This window comes from Dyadobacter sp. 676, assembly GCF_040448675.1.
Classification (GTDB): domain Bacteria; phylum Bacteroidota; class Bacteroidia; order Cytophagales; family Spirosomataceae; genus Dyadobacter.
Map to the genome: position 1 here is coordinate 1863823 of NZ_CP159289.1, position 16479 is coordinate 1880301.

The 16479-nt window shown below is 48.8% G+C and carries 12 protein-coding genes and 1 pseudogene; 5 read left to right on the top strand and 8 right to left on the bottom strand.

The window, feature by feature from the left end:
- Positions 1–45: 45 nt before the first annotated feature.
- Positions 46–1542 carry a polysaccharide biosynthesis C-terminal domain-containing protein gene (locus ABV298_RS08465; RefSeq protein WP_353721712.1) on the bottom strand — a complete coding sequence of 499 codons (1497 nt, stop codon included), beginning with the start codon at positions 1540–1542 and terminating at the stop codon, positions 46–48.
- Positions 1543–1548: 6 nt separating this feature from the next.
- Positions 1549–2652 carry a UDP-N-acetylglucosamine 2-epimerase (non-hydrolyzing) gene (gene wecB / locus ABV298_RS08470; protein ID WP_353721713.1) on the bottom strand — a complete coding sequence of 368 codons (1104 nt, stop codon included), beginning with the start codon at positions 2650–2652 and terminating at the stop codon, positions 1549–1551.
- A 148-nt stretch (positions 2653–2800) separates the two neighbouring features.
- Here wecB and ABV298_RS08475 point away from each other — a divergent pair, with 148 nt between their 5' ends.
- Both ABV298_RS08475 and ABV298_RS08480 read left to right on the top strand, forming a co-directional pair.
- Entirely contained in the window at positions 2801–3694 is an 894-nt protein-coding gene (locus ABV298_RS08475; protein WP_353723157.1) for a glycosyltransferase, read from the top strand.
- Positions 3695–3707: 13 nt separating this feature from the next.
- Complete coding sequence (locus tag ABV298_RS08480) at positions 3708–4514, top strand: FkbM family methyltransferase (RefSeq protein ID WP_353721714.1); 807 nt, start codon at positions 3708–3710, stop codon at positions 4512–4514.
- Positions 4515–4520: 6 nt separating this feature from the next.
- Here ABV298_RS08480 and ABV298_RS08485 read toward each other — a convergent pair whose 3' ends face one another.
- The gene (locus ABV298_RS08485) at positions 4521–5786 is read right to left on the bottom strand and encodes a nucleotide sugar dehydrogenase (protein ID WP_353721715.1); all 1266 of its coding nucleotides are present in this window, start codon (positions 5784–5786) and stop codon (positions 4521–4523) included.
- A gap of 188 nt (positions 5787–5974) precedes the next feature.
- Between ABV298_RS08485 and ABV298_RS08490 the strand changes: the two are divergent.
- Positions 5975–6142: pseudogene (locus tag ABV298_RS08490) on the top strand (ORF6N domain-containing protein); the annotation flags it as partial.
- A 92-nt stretch (positions 6143–6234) separates the two neighbouring features.
- Here the strand turns inward: ABV298_RS08490 and ABV298_RS08495 are convergent.
- Positions 6235–7143, bottom strand: a complete 909-nt coding sequence (locus ABV298_RS08495; protein WP_353721716.1) for a class I SAM-dependent methyltransferase — start codon at positions 7141–7143, stop codon at positions 6235–6237.
- Between the two features lie 129 nt (positions 7144–7272).
- On the opposite strand from ABV298_RS08495, the gene ABV298_RS08500 reads away from it, so the two are divergent.
- A complete protein-coding gene (locus ABV298_RS08500) occupies positions 7273–8517 on the top strand; it encodes a glycosyltransferase family 4 protein (RefSeq protein ID WP_353721717.1) in 1245 nt (414 codons plus the stop codon).
- Positions 8510–9286 (top strand): glycosyltransferase family 2 protein, encoded by a 777-nt coding sequence (locus ABV298_RS08505; protein ID WP_353721718.1) that lies wholly within the window; start codon positions 8510–8512, stop codon positions 9284–9286. The genes ABV298_RS08500 and ABV298_RS08505 overlap by 8 nt, the downstream gene beginning before the upstream one ends.
- Before the next feature lie 7 nt (positions 9287–9293).
- Here ABV298_RS08505 and ABV298_RS08510 read toward each other — a convergent pair whose 3' ends face one another.
- The 4 genes from ABV298_RS08510 to ABV298_RS08525 form a co-directional block, all read right to left on the bottom strand.
- Positions 9294–10574, bottom strand: coding sequence for a DUF4302 domain-containing protein (locus tag ABV298_RS08510; protein ID WP_353723158.1), 1281 nt, complete (start codon positions 10572–10574; stop codon positions 9294–9296).
- 28 nt (positions 10575–10602) lie between these two features.
- Entirely contained in the window at positions 10603–11535 is a 933-nt protein-coding gene (locus ABV298_RS08515) for a putative zinc-binding metallopeptidase (protein WP_353721719.1), read from the bottom strand.
- A 16-nt stretch (positions 11536–11551) separates the two neighbouring features.
- Positions 11552–12745, bottom strand: a complete 1194-nt coding sequence (locus ABV298_RS08520; RefSeq protein WP_353721720.1) for a RagB/SusD family nutrient uptake outer membrane protein — start codon at positions 12743–12745, stop codon at positions 11552–11554.
- A 304-nt stretch (positions 12746–13049) separates the two neighbouring features.
- Entirely contained in the window at positions 13050–16406 is a 3357-nt protein-coding gene (locus ABV298_RS08525) for a SusC/RagA family TonB-linked outer membrane protein (protein WP_353721721.1), read from the bottom strand.
- Positions 16407–16479: the final 73 nt, after the last annotated feature.

A 16479-nucleotide genomic window follows, 5' to 3' on the forward strand; every position in this document is an offset into this window, starting at 1 on the left:
TCGGCCAACAATTGATTACCGACTTCGGATATACGGGCAATCTCCTTACAGCAAGCGTCGCTTTACATTATTAAAGATCATCTCTATTTCCTTTGACACTCTTAATTTTAGAATCAGTATAATAAATACGAAGCACAGAAATGCAGACCTAAGTAAAATGGCGGCCATTGCCGACCATTTTGATATGGTATAAGCCGGTTCCAGATACGTGGCGAGGTAAAGTACAGTCAAAACCAGAATAACTTTCAGCGTACCTGTTGAAAAAGGCTGTATATGGAATTTACGCCAGACTACAATTAATCTGGAAAGAGAATAAAAGAATGTCGTTACCATTGTGGCTATCGCCGCACCGACGAATCCATAACGGGGAATAAGTAGCACATTTAATACAAAGCCAAAAACAGCCGATCCAACAATAAGGTAGGTTGCATACTTAAAAAACCTGGAATATAGAATAATCTCTGTGTTAAGGCCTGTTCCGGTATCAAACACTTTGACCAGCGCAAGAAAAAGAACCACAAGTTTTCCTTCCCTGTAAGTCTCACCCTTGGGAATAAGGTAGAAAATCTCGTCAATGCTACTCCATATTAGTAAAAAAATCAGCCCTCCGGCAATCAGTTGATTCAGTGCCGATTTACTGTTGACTTCCTGAACGTAGCCATTATCCCCTTTACTCAGCGAAGTCGCCAGCAATGGAATGGATATTTGTGCGATTGCCTTTTTTGGAATTTCTATTACGCCTGCAATATAGGCGGCAATAATAAATATGCCCGTCTGAATAAGGCCACGTTCGCCAGCCAACATCGAGCGATCGATAAACAGCATCAGATTTACACCTATTCCACCCAGGATGGTAAACGTTCCATAAGCCAGCATATCGCGAAAGAGAGTCCAGGTGAGGATTTTCCGGTTGGGTCTATACCAATACCACCTGCCAAGTTGTTTGATGTAGACAATCAACGAGACGACGCCCAATCCATATGAAGCAATTACCAGAGTGAGCATCAATTCGAAATTTATCCAACCAAATCCATAGATAAGAATTATCAATACATTGGCTAGCCTTAAAAAAACCTCGCGAATAAAATTGGGAACGGCAATTCGGGCATTGTTGCGGCAATAAGCCTCAAGTACCGACAAATAGAGCCAAAACAATGTAAGCGGTATCACCAAGATGTGGTATTTCAACAAAAGGGGTGAATTTTCGGAGTAATATTCCCTAATCCAATTCGAACAAAGCAGATACAAAATCGTGAATAGCATCCCCCCTACAAAAGGAAGCCCTAATATAAACGGCAATATTCCATTATGCCCAAGTTTATCGTTCCGGAATTTATTAAAGAACTTATCGGCAATAAAAGGAGTACCTAAATGTGCGAAAGCGGCAAAAAGTAAACTATTCTCAAAAAGAAGGCGGGTTAAAGCCAGTTCCTCTACCGATAAAAATTTGGTAGACACATACATTTGATTGATGATACCAATGCCAACTCCAATATAAGAGCCTAATCCGGCCTTCAGACTTTGTCGAACAATTATTCCCACTATGATTTATTTTGTATACTTTTTCTTTACTATCTCCGCAATGCGTTCCGAAGCAAATCCGTCCCATAGCGGCGGCAATGAAGTTTGCTTTTTTTCCTCGTTAAGAATTTTCTTGATAATACCTATTGCTGTATCGACTGCTGCAACGCCACCAACCAGGTAGTTGCTTCCTCCTTCGGTGGTAGCCGGGCGCTCGGTGTTTGCCCTGAACGTCACACAAGGAACATCCAGAAAAGTAGTTTCTTCCTGAACACCACCGGAGTCCGTTATTACCAGAATAGCATTAGCCACCAAATTGAAAAATTCCAGATATCCCTGCGGCGCAAGCAATATCAATCCATTTATTCGCTGAACCTTGTCCCAAAAACCATGGCGTATTAAACTGGATTTTGTACGTGGGTGAACGGGAAAAACCACCGCTCCGAGGTTACTGACGGCCTCTATCAAACCTATCAACTCAATCAATGCCTGGGACGAATCCACATTGGACGGCCGATGCATCGTCATGACGAAATAGGCATTGCTTTTTAAACCCAGGCGCTCGAATACCGACAACTCCATTGCGCGACCCTTACAGTAAATAAGGGAATCGATCATCACATTGCCGACAAAATGAATCTTGTCCGCCCCGATATTTTCACTTTGCAAGTTCGCTACGGCCGACATTTCCGACACGAAGAGCTCATCGGAAATGTGATCTATCAGGATTCTGTTTATTTCTTCCGGCATTGCCTTATCACCGCTCCGTAAGCCGGCCTCTATATGAGCTACCTTCACCGCCTCTTTTACCGCAACAAGGGCACAAGCCAAACTCGAATTGACGTCGCCCACGACAAATACCATATCTGGTCGCTCGTTCAGAAGGATCTTTTCGAAACCCAGCATGATATTCGCAGTTTGCTCCGTATGCGAACCGCCACGGATGTTTAGAGAAAAATCCGGATCAGGAAGACTCAACTGTCTCAAAAAAACACGGTACATCACGTCGTCGTAATGCTGCCCCGTGTGAAGCAATTTAACGGAAAACTCCGGGTGTTTTGTAAAGGCCCTGTACAGCGCCGCCACCTTGACAAAATTAGGCCGGGCGCCCATCACGCATATAATCTTCAACGACTTGAACGACAGTTATTCTGCAAAGGTAGCATTGTTTGACCAGCAAAATGCTGCGTCCTGACTTTTTGCTACTTTGTGTTTTATTGTGATTTGGAAACGAATCAGCCTACTTTTGTAATTGGAAAATCCGATACTCGCGATCCCGATGCGCTTTTACGCCCCTGTTGTTCTTTTTTGCTATAATCGTCCGTTACATTTGCGTCAGACTGTGGAAAGTCTGCAAACGAACGCATTGGCTTCCGAAAGTGAGCTCTTTGTGTTTTCCGACGGACCGAAACGCGAGCAGGATGCGCAGGCAATCCGCGAGGTAAGACAGTTTCTTACTGGGATCAAAGGCTTTAAAAAGATAACAATTTTTGAAGCCGAAAAAAATAAAGGCCTCGCCGCCTCGGTCATAGAGGGGGTCGGTCAGGTGCTTTCCCAATACCCGAAAGCGATCGTACTCGAAGACGACATGCTCAGCACTTCGGATTTTCTTTCGTTCATGAACCAGGCGCTCGATGTGTATGCCCAACGCGAGGACATTTTTTCCGTCAGCGGCTATACTCCGCCTGTTCAATTCCCTCAAAATTATCCGCATGGCGTATATCTTGTACCACGCGCGAGTTCGTGGGGGTGGGGCACGTGGGCGCACAAATGGGCGAAAGCCGATTGGCAGGTGACAGATTTTGCGGCCCTGAAAAACGATCCGGGGAAGCAGAAAGCATTCAACCGCGGTGGCGGGGACCTCTGGCCCATGCTCGCCAAACAGCAACAGGGGATAATCGACTCCTGGGCGATCCGCTGGACTTATTCGCAGTTCCGGAATCAGGCGTACGGACTCTACCCCGTCCATTCCAAAATCAGGAACATCGGAACCGATGGCAGCGGGACTAATTTTACATTTAAATCGTCGGGATATGGTCAGGAAATGATCGAGGGGAATGTCGCTATGCCAGCCGACCTCATGCCGGATGAAAATATCATCCGGATATTTAAAGACTATTACAAGTTGCCATTCCTTTTAAAAATAAAAAACCGGGTCAAATACGGCATTTGATCAGAGAACCAATATGTACTGGCTTCGCTACCTGCTTAAAGAACCTTACCACGCGCTCAGTTCCGCCCCGAACCGGGAGTTTATGGGGCTGCTGTTTAAATACGGCAACCGCCCGCGCTACCAGTTGACCGAAGTGGCGTTCAATGGTTTCAGGCTGAACGTGCCCGACGCCATGTCGTTTCTCTGGCAGCACAAGGAAATTTTCGCAGACGAGTTCTATTATTTCGAAACAACACAGCCACAGCCTGTTATTTTCGACTGCGGAGCGAATATTGGAATGAGCGTTCTGTATTTCAAAAAACTATACCCCCACGCAAGGCTCCTTGCGTTCGAAGCGGAACCGGCGATCGCGTCGCTGTTGCGGCGCAATCTGGAAGCCAATGGGGTTAATGATGTGGAAATCATCGACAAGGCTGTTTGGACTAACGAGGACGGTATCTGGTTCGGCAGCGAGTCGGCGGACTCATCCTCTATTTACTCCACATCCCAAAAGCGCAAAATCGATTCCATAAGACTCAAAGGATACCTGAAAAAAGAAACGAGGATCGACTTCCTGAAAATCGACATTGAAGGAGCGGAAATCGATGTCCTGAACGATTGCCGCGGCTCGCTTGCACATGTGCAGAACCTGTTTGTGGAGTTTCACTCCTACATCGGCAACCCGCAAGGCCTCGCCGACGTAGTGAAGATATTCGAAGAAAACGGCTTCCGCTATTATATAGACACCAACCAGCACCGGCTTCGCCCGTTTGTGAACCACCGCTACCGGGGTAACGATGTGATGGACCTTCAACTGAATATCTTCGGTTGGCGCGAATAGCCTCCTTCAAAGTCGCGAATCGACCATTTCCTGGGGTAGAACCGATTTCAGGTCGTATATCACCGAGTCGGACGCCGTAAACTCCGTAAATTCCATCGACCGGAACTCCTGGTGTGCCACGGCAAGTACGACGGCTTCATACTTTCCTACGGGCCTATCCAGCAGCGCGATGTCGTATTCCGCCAGCACCTGCTCACCCGACGCCCACGGGTCATGGACGTCCACTTTCATTCCAAAGTCGGTCAGCTCGCGAAAGACGTCGATAACACGTGTATTGCGGATGTCCGGGCAGTTTTCCTTAAATGTAATGCCCAGAATGAGCACACGGCTGCCTTCTATCCTGTGCCCCTTTCGGATCATCAGTTTGACGAGCTTGTTAGCCACAAAAACACCCATCATATCATTTACCCTTCGGCCAGAAAGAATTACCTGCGGGTAATAACCCAATGATTCTGCTTTATAGGCCAGATAGTAAGGGTCCACGCCAATGCAATGCCCTCCTACCAGTCCGGGTTTGTATTTCAGGAAGTTCCATTTGGTAGCTGCCGCTTCGAGCACTTCTGTTGTGTCGATATTCATACGGTCGAAAATCAGCGCCAGCTCGTTAACGAACGAGATATTTACATCGCGCTGCGCATTCTCGATGGCTTTCGATGCTTCCGCGACTTTAATGCTGGATGCCGGGTGTGTCCCCGCTTCGATCACCGACGCATACAGGCCATCCACAAATCGCGCCACTTCCGGTGTCGAGCCGGACGTAACCTTTTTAATTTTCGTAAAGGTATTGATCTTATCGCCCGGGTTGATCCGCTCGGGAGAGTAACCACAAAAGAAGTCCTCATTGAACCGAAGGCCGCTTTCGCGTTCCAGCACCGGGACGCAGTCATCTTCCGTGCAACCGGGGTACACCGTCGACTCATAGATCACCACATCTCCTTTTTTAAGCATTTGCCCGATCATCTCGCTTGCTTTGAGCAAGTGGGTCAGGTTAGGCTTTTTGTAATGATCGACCGGCGTAGGTACCGTAACGATGAATACGTTGCATTTCTTCAATACCGACTCGTCCGAAGAGAATTTGAGGTTAACGGCCTTCTGCAAATCCTGTCGTGGAATCTCCTTGGTATGGTCGTAGGCGTCCTTTAACTCCTGAATACGCCTTTCATCGATATCGAATCCCGTCACGGGATACTTCCCGCTGAAAGCGACCGCCAACGGCAAACCGACATAACCAAGTCCGATAACGGCAATCCTGACATCTGATCCGGGTAACATGGAAGGTACATTAATGAATGTTGGGGCATAAAACTAGGCATATTTCAGGCCACCAAAAAATTATCGGCAACTGCGTTACCAAAGCTTTATTTGAACGTATTCAAATAAAGTACTGATACTATCGTCTTCAACTCTATGGAATTACTGATTATTCAAAACAAAGTTTTACGCTGCATGGAAGCAAAGTCATGCTCGATTTTGACTTGGCCCAACTGTATGAAATTGAAACAAAAGTATTAAAGCAGGCTGTCAGAAGGAATATCGAGCGGTTTCCCGAAGATTTTATGTTTGAGCTGACAGCGGAAGAGTTCAAATCTTTAAGGTCACAAATTGTGACCTTAGAAAAGGGCAGGGGCCGTCATATCAAGTATCTGCCATTCGCATTTACAGAACAAGGCGTAGCAATGCTATCGAGCACGCCGGTTTTAAGCAGAAAAACACAACCTGATCACCGTGCATATGGATTAGGTGGAAAAATATGTACCTGGAACCCCTCTCGCTTCATCGCTTTCATTACCTGCTCCGAGGGTAATTTCTTAAAAATCACTGCGCAAAGCACCTGCGATGGCATCAGGGAAGCTTTGACAAGAAAATTATGGAATGCGAGCTTGCGTTTGATCTTCCGGAATGCCGGGCTTGAGTCGTCCGCCTTTTCGCGCCCGTAGGACGGATGATAGTAATTGTTATTGATGCCCTTAAAAGCAACTGCCGGTAAACCGATTCCGTTTGCGAGCTTGTCCATTTCCCGCTCCGAGAGTTTGAAAACATAGTTCCCTACGGTCTCGAATGAATACCTGTTTTTCCAGTATTTCTGCAATGCTTTGGTATCGAAGCGATCGAAAATATTTCTCAGCGCAAGGAGAAGAGGCATTTTGGAGATCGGATCATGCGGCTCCACGAGGATGACGGCCTCGCGTGCGACGCGCAACATCTCGTACACACCCAGGTACGGGCGCGGAAAGTGGTGATACGCTTCCTTGCAGAAAACATAGTCGAAACTGTTGTCGGCGAAGGTGAGGTGCTCGACGTTTTCAACGGAATATTTATCGATAAAACCCCGTTCCTTCGACATCGGCAGAAACGTCCCCGCAATATCGCTGGCGGTGGCATCCAGCCCTTTGCGAAAAAAATGGTTGGCATCGAACCCGTAACCATCCCCTACCGTCAGCCACGATTTCTTTTCCTGGACAAACGGATCGGTCAACTCCAACATGCGCTTGTGAAGCCAGTGGTTGATGGTCTGGTGTGCGTTGTCATATTCCCACATTTCAATGACCTTGTTTTTGGCCTCCTGCGTGGAAAATTGCAATTCATACCATTCCGAATGCGCTTCATGGCTTCGTTTTTCGCTTGACATGTCCCCGGGGTTACTGATTTTGCGATAAAGATAGTTTCATCGGATAAAAATTATTTAAAGGCAGAACTATTAATTTTACCCACTTAAAATGTTTGTCTTGCCAGAATATAAGTTATCGATAGCGATCAAATGGTGCTTCAACTGAGTACTTTTCATTGGGAAGGTGGTGCCGGGGTCGCTGCGGCGAGGTTACATCAGGCGCTGCTCGATGCCGGTACCGACTCGCGTCTGATGGTTTCCCAAACGTCCCGCCCCGATCCGCAAACCACGGCCTGGGCCGACGATTCGTGGAAGTCGAAAAAGGCATGGGGGAATTTTGTGCTGGAACGACTAAATTTTCTTCCATATGAAAAAGACAGGTCCGTGCGTTTCGCATTTTCTCCTGCGGCAATCGGTGCCGACATCAGCGGGCATCCGCTCGTGAAACAGGCCAGTATTATCCATTTACACTGGATCAATTTCGGATTTCTGTCCCTTCAATCGCTCGAAAAACTTTTTACGCTGGGAAAGCCGGTCGTCTGGACGCTACACGATATGTGGACATTCACCGGCGGATGTCACTATAACCGCGGTTGCGAACGCTACCTCTCGCATTGTTGTTATTGCCCCTATCTCAAAAAGCCGGGCGAATACGACATAGCTTTTGCCCAATTCGAAAAGAAACTGAAACTTTATCAAAATGCCGACCTGACGCTCGTTTCACCGAGCCGGTGGCTGGATAACCTCGTTCAAAAAGCTACCCTGACGACCGGGCTCCGCTCACTAACGATACCCAACTGCATCGATACCGATTTTTTCATGCCCGGTGACCGCACGGATGCGAGAAAAGCCTTCGGTCTGCCGGCCGATAAAAAGTTGCTGCTCTTCGCTGGTGCGAACACCCAAGACCCGCGCAAAGGTTTTTCCTATTTCCGCGAAGCCATGCGCCATCCCGAACTAGCCGATATCGAAGTGATGATTCTTGGTAAAGGACAACCCGAAAACTTTAAGGATATGCCTGTAAAAACGCATTTCCTCGGCAAAATTTCGGATGCGAACAAAATGGTGCAAGCCTACAATGCGGCCGACATGCTGGTAGTACCGTCGCTGGAAGACAATCTCCCGAATACTATTATGGAAGCGATGGCATGCGGTACACCAGCCGTAGGGTTCGACACAGGGGGTATTCCGGAAATGATCGGGCACCTGGGAAGCGGCTTCGTATCGACGTCCCGATCGTCCCCCTCGCTTTCGGAGGGCATTCAATGGGTCCTGGAACACAATGGCGACGGAACTGTGTCGCGGAATGCCCGTGAAAAAGCAATGCAATACTATTCGGAAAAAGTGGTTGCGGGGCAATATTCTCAACTTTATCAATCGCTGTGTCATGGATAAAAGCCCGTTACTCACGATCGTCACTGTCACTTATCAGGCCGGGAAATACATTGAGCGCACGTTGAAAAGTGTCGAAAACGCATTGCATCACGTGCATTCTCCCGTGCGGATCGAATATCTGATCATAGACGGCGGCTCCACCGATCAGACGCTGAGCATTGCCGCCCGGTTTGGGTTTATTTCCAAAGTCATTTCCGAAAGGGACAAAGGACTTTATGACGCCATGAACAAGGGACTGCAATTCGCCTCGGGCCAATATCTGTGGTTCCTGAATGCAGGCGACGAAGTTTTTGATACGAACGTCCTCCGAACCTTACTGACTTCGCTGCAAACCGGAGCAGATGTTTATTACAGCGACGCCATGATGGTCCGTGAAGACGGAACCGAAGTGGGCCTGCGCAGTCATTTTACCCCCCATACATTGCCTGCAAACCTCCGTTGGCAGGATTTCGCATTGGGAATGAAAGTTTGTCATCAGGCATTCATCGCGAAAAAGGCCATTGCCCCGCTTTATGAATTTCAAAACCTCAGCGCCGACATCGACTGGGAGATCGCCTGCCTCAAACGCGCGGAGCGCATACAATTTCTGCCATTCATTCTGTGCCGTTACCTTTTAGGTGGATTGTCCGTCAAAAGTCATCGCCGGTCGCTCACCGATCGTTTCAGGGTACTTGCAAAGCACTTCGGTTTTATCCCGACCCTCATTAACCATCTGCGTATATTCTGGCGGGGTTATTGGTTTGCACGAAACAACGGGAGGTATTGGTAAGCCTGCTTTATTCCCATGTAATCCAAGCCTTCGCATCCTTAGCACTCACCATGTCGTACGTAGTTTCGGATGTCTGAATCAGATAAAAACCGCTGGCTTCGTAAAGCAATTTGATCGATTCCGCGGCCGGGCCGGTCGTTGGAGGGTTGAGTATCTTCCCTACTTCCTCGAATTTCACTCTGCCGTCGGACGTAAATGTTGGAGCAACCGCATGGCCATAGTCGTAATAGATATTCTTGCCGTCATAGAATATCGGCGCCACAAAATCAAACTGAGAGGTTGCAGCAGGCTGGAACAGGTAAAATACATAAGGAGAGTCACCCGACTTCAACTCGCTAAGCTTAAACGCGTCGTCTACTCCGTTGACATGAAACCCCTTCTCCGATCGCCAGTCGCCACCAGATTCAATGGGAGCTTGCCACCATCTTTTTGCCGCCGCCAGATCTACGGATATGGGTTTGATAGCACTCACAAGCGTTCCATTTGCCCCCCCGCCCGAAAACGCCAGCTGCGTCGTATTAGCATTCCAGGTAATATTTCCAAAACCTGTGATCGTTTGTGAACCATTTACAAGCGGGGACACGAATGCCAGGCCCGAAGTAGTGAAGTAGTAGTTTGTTGTAAAAGTCTTAGGCGTACTTCCGTTCAACCAGGTAAGTTTGATAGTCCTCGTTCTTTGGTTCACCGTAACTTCATAGGTATTCGCTCCCAGCGTAACGCGTTTGAAGTACGGCTGGTATCTGGCAATATTATGGAATAGCAGTCCCTTTGCCATATCCCCTTTCGCATAGGCAGTCGCCTGCGCCTGAGTTGCCCGGGTAAGCACCAGCCGGCTCTGGTTTTTACGGCCTACGAGAGTGATCACGTCGGTTTTCACCGAGTCGGGATAAATGCTGAATTCGAAATCGGATAGCAGTCCTTCACCCCGCACGCCGTTGTTCACTTCCTCGTCGGGATCGGCCAGCACGTGGAGGTAGGAATAGGTATCGAAGATCAGCGAAGGCGTTTGCATGGCCTTTAAGCGGTAGCTGCTTTCCTTTGGCTTCGCTGCCGCTTCACTCGTGAAATCGGAGAACATTGTCACCCGGTTTTTATCGTCAAACTTAAAGTAAAAGCCGTAGCTGCCTCCCCCACCCGGATAAATGACCGCATTCCAGCCGTATTGCGCTTCGACGAGCTGCTTTTCATATGAGGCCAATGCCGCATTCAGACGCACATCCGCCGATTCTTCAAAAACCGTATCGTCGCTGTTCTCGCAGGAGAAGAAAACAACGGTCAGAAACAGCAGGTAAAAAAAGAGATTTCTTCATCTGGCGTTAAAAAAGTTTATTCATCGAAGTCCGCACCCTTTTCTGAAGACTGTAAAAATCAATTTTCCAGGTGTTTTTGTAATAAGCTACAATAATAGCCTCTTTTTGCCGCAATGCGGCCTGCGCCTGCGCCTTTGTTACGCCGTGGGGGCTCGTTCCTTCCGGGATGGAATTAACCAGCCTGTCGAAACCGGCCTTCCCTTCGGTTAACATCATCGCGATCATTTCCACAAAATCCTCATCAAAACTCGAAGAGCTGTAAGCCGTAATGAAACCGTCGCGGCGCGCATCCGCATCCGACCAGTTGATCCAGTTACCACCCTGGTAATACGATTTCGAAATATTCTTGTACTCGACCGGGTACAACACGGTTTGATGCAAAATATGTCCGAATTCGTGATGGATCGTATGCAGGAACCAGTCTTTTACGAACGAAGAATCCCTCGCCGGATCATACCCCTGCATTCCCTTGATCTTGAACAGGTTTACCCCATATAAGATCACCTTACGGCCGCCTTCCGCGGTTCCAAGTGTGATGGAACCTTCCGAGTTATACTCGTTACTTCCCGAAAGGATGAAGAACTTGGGAGAGTATTTATTATAAAACACCTTCCCTGCTTCCTCCACATAAGGGTTGGTCCATGCTTTGCGAATCGTACTGAGCAACGGGATTACCTGTGCTTCGTCGGGCGGAACCAGGTTTTTGGTAAGGTTTCCGAACTCGAACTGGTCCCATTTATATTTGGCCGATATATTATACGGCACAACGAGGCTGTCATGGATCCACCGGTCGACAGGGCCTTCTACCCACTCGTCGCCGCCAAGTCCTTTAATATCATCCACGTTGCCGATATCCTCTTCCTTGCAGGAGCTTAACGTCGTGCCGAATAGCAGGGCTGCAATGGCATAATACGCGAAATGTCTGAACAGAGTTTTCATATTTTCAATGGCTTTCCTATCTCGGATTTTGTTGTATGCCTGAAAGTGCCGCAGTTTGCGGGATTTGTAACACCCGACGGTTATCGCCGGCGGGAATCGTAATGACCGATCCCGCACGCGTCGTATGCGAGACCGTCGCGTTATACCGCTGGATATCGAACCAGCGCATTCCCTCCTGCACAAACTCGACGCGTTTGAATGCCAGGACTGTATTGATAATGTTGCTTCTCAGATTTCCCCTGAAATAATTGGACATACTGCTCGCGGTAACCTTATGCTGCGACGGATCGTAGTTGGCCACACGCTTGCTGATGTAAGTGTTGAGATCGGTAAGGCAGGCCGTTGTATTGTTAAGGTATGCATTGGCCTCGATCCGGTTAAAGAGCACTTCTTCGACCGTGAAAATCGGCAGCATTACATAAGGAAGCCCTATCTCGGCATTCACCGACTCACGCACGAAATATTCGGTCAGTTTGGGAATGAAATAATTGTTGTCACCCCGGTAGTAAAGCGGGAATACCCAGCTCGCGTTGCCCGCGATGATCTGTTCGCTTGCCGAAATTTCCTGCCATTTGGCGTACGTCATGCCATAGCGGTAATTGGCCACATAACGCCCGTAGTTCGATGCTGTTTCGACGAGCAGCAAATTGGCGTTTTGGGTAGCCCGCGAATAGGTATTGAACAATTCCGCGGGCGACATGCTCGCATAAGTCGTATTCCACGGGCGCAGGTTCTCCCCGAAATTATTGCTCGGAAAAGCGGCGTTGGCATATTGCAACACTTTCTGATAATCTTTCTTGACCAGATAAAACCGGCTCGCGAAAGCATTGGCGGCGGCAATATTGAAATGGTATTTCGGCACGGTGTATACGCCGTCGCTGATCAACGGAAGGCCCTCCAGCAAGTCTTTTTCGATATTTTGGTACACCGAAGCCACTGTACCGCGTTCATATTGCTTGATTACGACATTTTCGGGAACCGTTACATAAGGAATACCCGGACTATCGTTGGGTTGTTGCGGGTCAAAAAATTTGCAGTAATAATTGACCAGCATGAAGTGTGCGTAGGCGCGTGCGAGCAGTGCCTCGCCCTTTTGAGCATTGTACTCCTCGGGATTCGATACTTTGCTGATAATGTCGAGGGCCTCGTTGGCAACCGAAATCGCACGATAGCATTCCGCCCAGTAAAGGTCCGGCGAATCCCTGCTCATCCACGGTCGCTTCCACGACTTCGAAAAGGAACGAACCGCGGTTGGTCTTATCGTCCTGTCCTACTCCCTTGTCGCCCACGTTATCACTCATACTTTCGGCAAACACAACATAGCCGGCCTGCGGATAAGCGGTAGTGAGCAATTGAGAGACCTGTTTGGGCGTATTGATGATCGCCCGTGTGCTGTCGGGCTCCTTGGAAAGGAAATCCTCGCAGCCGGCCAATGCCAGTAGCGGGAAGATCAGCACGATTGCCTTAATGCTTCTGATGGTGGTCATATTTTTAAAATGAATCATCTTCAATTCCTACAATGTCAGTTTCAAAGCTACCGTGAATTGCTTCTGGATCGGCTGGGCCACACCGCCCGAATTGAAAAACTCGGGGTCCTGTCCTTTCAGCTTCTTGTCCGAATAGATCAGCCACGGGTTGATCGACGATACCTGTATGCTGGCCGCTTTGAAACCATAACGCGAAATCACCTGCAACGGCAGCTTGTAAGCCAGCGACACCGACTTCAACCGCACAAAATCTCCTTTTGCAACGCGCTCCGTCGAGTAGTTGTAGATGTTGTAAGGATAAGTGCCCTGGAGATACAGCTGTTCCAGTTGGTCCGAAATGGAAGGGGTTGCAGGAAACTTCTCGTCGCCGGACATTACCCAGCGGTCCAGAAATTCTTTGGGCATCGCATCCAGATCGCTGAATGAGCTCTTGTACAGCGGGTTGAGACGGATTTTATTACCGGCCTGATACGTAAAGAACACGTTCAGGGAAAGTCCCTTGTAAGTCAATGTATTGTTAAAGCCACCTGTAAATGGCGGGTCAACAGGTCCTTCGTATTTGAGGTACTTTATATTCTGATCCTGCAAATACACATCGGAGCTTACTTCCCCGTTCTCATTCAGGAAGATCGGCACGCCGGTTTTAGGGTTAAGTGCCCGGTAATCGATCGAGAAAAGGCTGCGTACGGGCTTGCCCTGCACATTGGCCCCTTCCGCCTTCACGAGATCGAATATACCGGGGCTATTGTCCACATTCGTGATGAGCGTGTGGGAATATCCGAATGTAATGCGCGAGCGGAAGTCCCAATCCCGGTTTTTGAACAACACGCCGTCGACCGAAAAGTCGGCGCCATACGACTCCATATCGGCGTAATTGGCAACTTTGTAAATCTGACCGCCGATGCCCGATGTTTTAATCTGATCGATCAGGTCGAAACTATTACGAATATAGCCATCGAGCGTAAAATTGATCCGGTTGGCAAACAAGCCCACGTCGAGGCCGACGTTCCCGCTGTACAATTTTTCCCAGGTAAGCTCGGTATTTTGCAATGAAGCGAGCTGAATAGCCGACTCTTTTTCGTCTGCATATGGTCTGCGGGTGATAATACTTTGCAAAAGTACGGCTGCATTGGTAGCCGGGCCGGTATCCGCCGAAAGCCCGTAACTAAGGCGCAAACGGCCCATACTCAGCCATTTCAGGTTTTTGAAAAAATTCTCCCGGTCGAAGTTCCAGGAACCGGCAATGGTATACGTAGGCAGCCAGCGCGCAATAGCCGATTTCCCGAACCGGTTCGAACCATCGTAGCGGACGTAACCGGTAAGGTTATATTTACCATCCAATGTGTATCCCAGGCTTCCGTAAAACGCTGCAAACCGCTCATAATCCATTTGCATTCCATAATACTGGAAGTTGGTTTCGATGGTTTGTTTCAAAATGCGGTAATCCACAAAAGGGGTTCCACCCTGATCGTACTGAAAGCCGTAGCCGGTATTATTGGAGTTCTGGCGGTTGGTAAATTTCACTTCCTGCCCCACCAGCGCATTCACTTCATGTCGCTCCCTAAATTTCTGATTGTAACGGATATTGTTCCTGACGTTGTAGAAAAGCATTTGATCCTCGTTACGGTTATAGAAACCACCGCTGGGCAGCACCACCACGGGATATGCATTAGGCACGTCCGGGTCGGTATAGAGGTATTTATTAGCCAATGCAATAGTAGAATTATCGGCCGCGCGGTACGCATTCGCCATGTTGCTATGCTCCGTAATGGTGTGCTCGCGGCCGGTCTGAATATATCTCAGCGCACCCAGAAAATCGTAACTCAGGTTATCGGTGATTTTGTAGGAAAGATTACCCTGCAATTTAATATCCGCCAACGTGAGGCTGATCCTGTTATTCGCGAGCTCCGAGATAATATTGAATGGCGCGAAGTTCCGGCGGAAAAATTCCAGATTACCGTTCTGGTCGTAGGCTGTGAGCGTCCGGCTGGTGTTCAATGCGTAACTGAACGGGTTAATGTCGAAATCACGGTCGTATTTGCCTTCTACGGGGTTACTTCTTCTGCTCAATGAGCCTGGCGCCTGCTGCCGTCTCACCGATGCCAATGTTGTGAGGCCAATGCTCAGGCGGTCGGACAACTGGTAGTTGTTGTTGAAATTGAGGGTATACCGCTTCACCTTGTCGGCGATCGTCCAGCCGTTGTCGTCCAGGTAACTCACCGACGCGTACGAGCTCGATTTCTCCGTTCCGAACGAAACGCTCAGCGAGTGTTCGTGAATGAAATTTTGTTTGAAAAGTACATCGAACCAATCGGTATTGGCTCTTGCATAACCCATCAGGAAATTCCGTTTCGCCGCCGTGGAGTTCTCCAACGGGAAATTTCCCTGGCCGTCGCCGGTCATCAGATTGTACATCTTCCCATAAACACCATAATCCGGCTTTGAAAGAATATCGGAATTCAAATAGCCGTTTCGTTCCAGATTCCCCAGCACCGACATCTGCTGTGCGGAGTTCATAATATTGAAATTGCGGTAGGACGGCACGAGTTGCGTGCTGTAATTGCCCGAATAGGTGATGACCGGCTTGCCGCTTTTTCCTTTTTTAGTAGTGATCACAATCACGCCGTTCATCGCGCGGGCGCCGTACAATGCGGCGGCGGCGGCGTCTTTCAATATATCGAAAGTCTCGATATCGTTCGGGTTAAGCCCTGCAACCGCCGAGCCGAGCAACGTCGTGGGGTCGCCGCTGGAAAGCTGGTCGTTTGAAATATTGACAATATCCTCCTGCACCACACCGTCGATCACCCAAAGCGGCTTGTTGGCGCCATTCAGCGAAGTGGCACCGCGAATACGGATTTTGGGCGCCGCCCCGAAAGTACCGGAAACGTTCTGGATTGAAACGCCCGCCGCACGACCTTCGAGCATCCGGCTCACGTCGGGTAAACCGTCGATTTTCACATCGTCGGTTTTAAGCGTCACCGCCGAGCCGGTAAACTTGTCCTTATTGATTTGCTGAAAACCGGTCACGACCACGTCCTGCAAGCCCACGGCGTCTTCCACCAGCTCGATCGTCAGGTTTCGGGCGGCCTTCACTTCCTTGGGTAAAAAACCGATCATCGTAATTACCAGGGTAGCATTGTCGCTCACATTTTCCAGCACGAACTCTCCTTTTTCGTTCGTGACTGTACCTTTCTGCAAGCCTTTCACCCTTACCGTGGAGCCTATCAGCGGCTCGCCGGTACTGCTTTTCACGACACCCCTGACGTCGATATCGGCGGTAAATGCATAAGAGCGAAACGGTAAAGCGGCAACGGACAGAAAGAAGATACCCAGGAGCAACACAATAAGCCGACTCAGGCCACTGATCCGATAGAAAAGATTCATATAAATAAGTATAAGTCTAACCCCAAATAACTGTCCGTCCGCCGCAGCGGTTTAAAATTTAACTAATTCAATA

Bases quoted from the DNA above. Each gene is read 5' to 3' on its own strand.
- ABV298_RS08475 (WP_353723157.1), top strand. From the start codon at position 2,801: ATGCGCTTTTACGCCCCTGTTGTTCTTTTTTGCTATAATCGTCCGTTA.
- ABV298_RS08480 (WP_353721714.1), top strand. From the start codon at position 3,708: ATGTACTGGCTTCGCTACCTGCTTAAAGAACCTTACCACGCGCTCAGT.
- ABV298_RS08485 (WP_353721715.1), bottom strand. From the start codon at position 5,786: ATGTTACCCGGATCAGATGTCAGGATTGCCGTTATCGGACTTGGTTAT.
- ABV298_RS08495 (WP_353721716.1), bottom strand. From the start codon at position 7,143: ATGTCAAGCGAAAAACGAAGCCATGAAGCGCATTCGGAATGGTATGAA.
- ABV298_RS08500 (WP_353721717.1), top strand. From the start codon at position 7,273: ATGGTGCTTCAACTGAGTACTTTTCATTGGGAAGGTGGTGCCGGGGTC.
- ABV298_RS08505 (WP_353721718.1), top strand. From the start codon at position 8,510: ATGGATAAAAGCCCGTTACTCACGATCGTCACTGTCACTTATCAGGCC.
- ABV298_RS08515 (WP_353721719.1), bottom strand. From the start codon at position 11,535: ATGAAAACTCTGTTCAGACATTTCGCGTATTATGCCATTGCAGCCCTG.
- ABV298_RS08520 (WP_353721720.1), bottom strand. From the start codon at position 12,745: ATGAGCAGGGATTCGCCGGACCTTTACTGGGCGGAATGCTATCGTGCG.
- ABV298_RS08525 (WP_353721721.1), bottom strand. From the start codon at position 16,406: ATGAATCTTTTCTATCGGATCAGTGGCCTGAGTCGGCTTATTGTGTTG.